Source organism: Dubosiella newyorkensis, assembly GCF_001945605.1.
GTDB classification, from domain to species: Bacteria; Bacillota_I; Bacilli_A; order Erysipelotrichales; family Erysipelotrichaceae; genus Dubosiella; species Dubosiella newyorkensis.
Map to the genome: position 1 here is coordinate 1 of NZ_MPKA01000084.1, position 4,783 is coordinate 4,783.

Genomic DNA, 4,783 nt, shown 5'->3' on the forward strand with positions numbered 1-4,783 from the left:
TTGGCGATGCAGACATCGATGTATTTGGTCAATTCGCTCATGACTTCTTTGGCTTTGGCTTTGCTCCAGAGCTTGTTGCGGTAGTTCAGATCGCAAGAGATCTTCACCCCGTGCTCTTTGGCTTTTTGGCACGCTTCCAATGTGATTTCTGCCACATTGTCGTTGAGGGCTGGCGTGATGCCCGTGAAGTGGAACCATTTCGCGTCTTTGAAGATCGCGTCCCAGTCGAAATCTTCTTTCTTGGCAAGAGCGATCGAAGAATCGGCGCGGTCATAGATGACTTTGCTTGGTCTTTGGCTCGCTCCCTTTTCCAGGAAGTAGATTCCAAGACGGTTTCCGCTGCGGTTGATGTAGTCGGTCAGCACTCCATAGCGTCTCAAGGAATTGAGGGCGGCCTGTCCGATCTCGTGAGCAGGAAGAGCGGAGACAAAGTAAGCGTCGTGTCCATAGTTGGCAAGCGATACGGCGACGTTGGCTTCTCCGCCTCCGTATGTCGCTCCAAAGCTGTCGGCCTGCACGAAACGAGTGTATCCTTGCGGAGCAAGGCGGAGCATCAATTCTCCGAATGTGATTACTTTCTTTTTCATTGTATTAACCTCTGATCTTTTCAAAACGAGAACGAGCTTCTCGGGAAAGGGCTTCGATCGTATCGAACTCTTTATTGTCGATCAAATCTTTTTTGACCATCCAGCTTCCGCCTACACAAAGAATGATGTCTTCTTTTAAATAAGCGTCCATGTTTTTTTCGCTCACTCCACCAGAAGGCATGAATGTCATCATGTTGTAAGGGGCCGCGATCGCTTTAATCATTTTGATGCCGCCAAGGATCTCGGCAGGAAACACTTTCACAAAATTCAAGCCGAGCTTATAGGCGGCTTGCACATCCGTTGCGGTAGCTGTTCCAGGAACGACAGGAATGTCTTTCTGGATGCAGTATTTCACGACTTCTTCATCGAATCCAGGAGAGACGATGAATTGAGCGCCGGCACTGATCGCTTCGTCCACTTGGGCTGTCGATAAGATCGTTCCCGCGCCGACGAGCATATCAGGATGGCTTGTCCGCATCTCTTTGATGCAGGCGGCTGCTTCGCGGGTACGGAAGGTGATTTCAGCAGCAGGAAGACCTCCCTTGCACAACGCGTCGGCTAACAAGGAGGCGTCTTCTTTATGTTCGAGTGCGATCACAGGAATGATCCCGATTTCTTTAAAACGTTGAATGACTGTATTCATGGATGTTCCTTCTTTCTTTTCTTATTCGACGCAAGCTTTCATCGCTTCCATCGCGCCTTTTTCGTCGATCAAGTTCAAATCGGCGAGCACTTCTTCTTCTAAATCTGGGATCTGGCTTAGATCTTGGCCCCAGAATTCTTCGTTGCTCAAGACAAGAGAAACGAGTTCTTCATTGGAACGATTTGCGTTGTTGGCATAGAATTCCAAAACGGCAGCGTCGTCTTTGATCGTATATTCTTTTTTCGTGACAGGGTTGATCGCTTTCAAACCATCTTCTGTCAATTCTTTTCCGCGATAGAAAGCGATGTAGCTGGCAAGCGAAGTGCTCAAAGCTTTTGGAAGCTTGCCAAACTTTTCTACATAGCCAAGAAGAGAAGGCATGACGCGCGCTTTCCATTTCGCTGTCGAGTTGAGCGATATCGATAAGAGCTCATGATCGATGAATGGGTTTTTGAAACGTTCGCTCACAGCGTGGGCGAATTCTTCGCAATCTTCTTTTGAAAGCGAAAGAGTCGGAATGATTTCTTCATAGATCGCTTTATTCAAGTAGGCGCTGATCGTAGGATCGTACATACAATCCCGAACGATCGTTTGTCCAGCTAAGAACGCCCCTAGAACCATCGATGTATGGGCGCCATTCAAGATCCGCACTTTTCTTTCTTTATATGGCTTGTGGTTGTCTGTCAAAATGATCGGAAGCCCGGCTTCTTTAAATGGGAATTCTTTCGCGATCGATTGTGGTCCTTCAATGACCCATACGCCAAAGATTTCGCCTGTATCGAGCGTTTGGTCGATATATCCGTTTTCCGCGTTTAAATGATCGGCTTCTTGGCGAGGATAGCCGGTAACGATGCGGTCTACAAGTGTTGAACAGAAAATGTTCTCGTTTTGGATCCATTTGATGAATTCTTCTTCTAAATTCCAGTCTTTCGCGTGCTGGAGCACGAATTTTTCGAGTTCTTTTCCATTGTTGTCGATCAATTCGCAAGCCAAGATGATGAAGCCTGGAAGATTTTGTTTCCAGCGCGCATATAGGAATTGTGTCAATTTCGCTGGATAGCTGTGGGCTGGCGTGTCGTTCAACTGACAGCTAGGATCGTATACGATTCCTGCTTCGGTCGTATTGCAGGTGATAAAGCGCAGATCTTTGTTTTTGGCGAGCTCAAGAACGGTATCCCAATCTTCGTAGGCGTTCAAGCAGTTCTTCACGGTAGAAATCACGCGCTTTTCACGAACTTCTTTCCCATCTTGAAAGCCTTGAAGATAGAGCGTGTATAAGCCTTGTTGTTCGTTGATGATGTCTTTGAGGCGGAAAGCGCCTTGACTAATTGGTTGTACGAGCGTGACTTTAGAGTTAAAGTTGGCTTTTTCGTTCATGACATCGATAAAATAGTCGACAAAGCCGCGCAAGAAGTTTCCTTCGCCAAATTGCAGGACGCGAACTGGCGCATCCTCTAAAATAAAGCCGTCGTAGTTGGATTCTTTTAAAGTTTGATAGTTCAGTGTTTTCATTGTGGTTCCTTTCCTTGTTTTATAATGTGACACCTTGTTTGAAGATCGCCATATCGTGGAAGCCGGCACGCTCGCTGGCAACTTGTTTTCCGCTTGCGACTTCAAGGACATAATTCAATAGATCATCTGAAAGTTCGTCGAGATTTTTATTTTCTAACAGCGCTCCGCAGTTGAAATCGATCCAGTTCGATTTGTGGTTGGCGAGCTTTGAATTGCTTGAGATCTTCATCGTTGGCACAGGGGATGCGAATGGGGTTCCTCTTCCTGTTGTAAATAATACGATATGCGCTCCGCTGGCTGCTAGCGCCGTGCTGGCGACTAAGTCGTTTCCTGGAGCAGAAAGCAGGTTGAGTCCTTTATGCTGGACAGGTTCGCCATAGCTGAGCACGCCTTCGACTGGCGCTTTTCCAGATTTTTGCGTGCATCCCATCGATTTATCTTCCAATGTGGAGATGCCGCCTTTTTTATTCCCTGGAGACGGGTTTTCATAAATCGTTTGGTCGTGGGATTGGAAATAGTGTTTAAATCCATTGATGAGGTCGACTGTTTTTTCGAAGAGCTCTTCGTTTTCGCAGCGATTCATCAAAAGCGTCTCGGCGCCAAACATTTCTGGAACTTCTGTCAAGATTGTCGTTCCGCCTTGGGCAATGAGCTTATCGGAGAAGGCGCCAACGGTTGGATTGGCTGTGATTCCAGAAAGTCCATCGGATCCTCCGCATTTGAGTCCGATCACAAGTTCGCTCGCGCCGATTGGTTCGCGTTTGTCGTTTTTGATCTTTTCGGCTAGTTTTTTGACTTTTTCGATACCGGCTTCGATTTCATCTTCGACTTCTTGGCTCACTAAGTATTCGATCCGGTCGCTTTCAGGATCGTTGAGATATTTTTTAAGTTCAGGGATGTTAGAATTCTCGCATCCAAGTCCTAGGACAAGGACGCCGCCAGCATTTGGATGCTCGATCAAGTCAGCTAAGATGCGTCTTGTGTTTTCTTGATCGCCTCCCATTTGGGAGCATCCATACGGGTGCGGGAAAGCGCAGATCGCTTCGACACCCTCTTGAACAAGAGATTGTGTGGCGCGCTCGATCGCTTGAGCGATGTTGTTGACGCATCCAACGGTTGGGATGATCCAGATCTCGTTGCGGATCCCGACTTTACCATTGGGACGGCGATAGCCTAAAAAGATTCTTTCTTTTTGTGGTTCGAGAGGTTGTACATTTTTGTCGTACGTATATTCAAGAACATCGTTTAAATTCGTTTTGATGTTGTGGATATGTACCCATTCGCCTTCTTGGATATCTTGTTTGGCGTGTCCGATCGATAAGCCGTATTTCATAATATTTTCTTGGGCTTTGATCGGTTTTAGGGCGAATTTATGGCCTTGGGCAATATCTTCTTTCAGGATGACCGACTTTTCGCCAAGTTCGATCGTTTCTCCTTTTTGAAGGGGGGACAATGCGACTGCGACATTGTCGATTGGATTGATTTGGATCCATTTCTTTTCCATGTGTTCCTCCTAACATGATTATTTCTTCCACATTTTGAATGAATGTGTGTAAGAGCTTACATAATTTGTATCACATCCGGGAACGGGTTGTCAATCGGTTTGTATGTGAATGCAAAAAATGGTTTATATTAAGGCGATTTAACTAATTATTCTAAACATCTTGGTGAATGATACGTGATGAATGTGATTATTTTAACAAATTTGATTTTCTCTGTTGCGTTTGGAATTGATGTGATGTATAGTTTGTGATTGTAAAGGCTTACACATAAGTTTTCAAAGAAGGAGGATCATTTATGAGATTTATGAGACGACTCTTTACCAGCTTATTGGTTGTTTTAACTGCGGTTGGTTTAAGTGGATGTTCTGCTTTTGACTCGATCACAGGAGGAAAAAGGATCATCCGGATCGCTCACGCTCAATCGGAAGAGCATCCAGAACATATTGGCATGCTCGAGTTCAAAAAAATCATTGAAGAAAAGCTTGGCGATAAATACGAAGTGGAAATTTTCCCCAATGAATTGTTAGGCTCGGCCCAGA

At 45.6% G+C, this 4,783-nt stretch carries 4 protein-coding genes and 1 pseudogene; 1 reads left to right on the plus strand and 4 read right to left on the minus strand.

What is annotated here, in order from left to right:
* The 4 genes from BO225_RS08260 to BO225_RS08275 all read right to left on the minus strand — a co-directional run.
* The coding region (locus tag BO225_RS08260; RefSeq protein ID WP_143356804.1) for a sugar kinase at positions 1 to 587 on the minus strand (587 nt) is incomplete at its 3' end.
* Between the two features lie 4 nt (positions 588 to 591).
* Positions 592 to 1,230 (minus strand): bifunctional 4-hydroxy-2-oxoglutarate aldolase/2-dehydro-3-deoxy-phosphogluconate aldolase, encoded by a 639-nt coding sequence (eda, locus tag BO225_RS08265; protein WP_076341767.1) that lies wholly within the window; start codon positions 1,228 to 1,230, stop codon positions 592 to 594.
* A 21-nt stretch (positions 1,231 to 1,251) separates the two neighbouring features.
* Positions 1,252 to 2,742: a tagaturonate reductase gene (locus tag BO225_RS08270; RefSeq protein ID WP_076341768.1), complete on the minus strand. Its 1,491-nt coding sequence runs from the start codon at positions 2,740 to 2,742 to the stop codon at positions 1,252 to 1,254.
* A 19-nt stretch (positions 2,743 to 2,761) separates the two neighbouring features.
* A complete protein-coding gene (locus BO225_RS08275) occupies positions 2,762 to 4,246 on the minus strand; it encodes a UxaA family hydrolase (RefSeq protein ID WP_076341769.1) in 1,485 nt (494 codons plus the stop codon).
* Between the two features lie 293 nt (positions 4,247 to 4,539).
* Here BO225_RS08275 and BO225_RS08280 point away from each other — a divergent pair.
* Positions 4,540 to 4,783, plus strand: a pseudogene (locus BO225_RS08280) (hypothetical protein); the annotation flags it as partial.

Bases quoted from the DNA above. Each gene is read 5' to 3' on its own strand.
- BO225_RS08275 (WP_076341769.1), bottom strand. From the start codon at position 4,246: ATGGAAAAGAAATGGATCCAAATCAATCCAATCGACAATGTCGCAGTC.
- eda (WP_076341767.1), bottom strand. From the start codon at position 1,230: ATGAATACAGTCATTCAACGTTTTAAAGAAATCGGGATCATTCCTGTG.
- BO225_RS08270 (WP_076341768.1), bottom strand. From the start codon at position 2,742: ATGAAAACACTGAACTATCAAACTTTAAAAGAATCCAACTACGACGGC.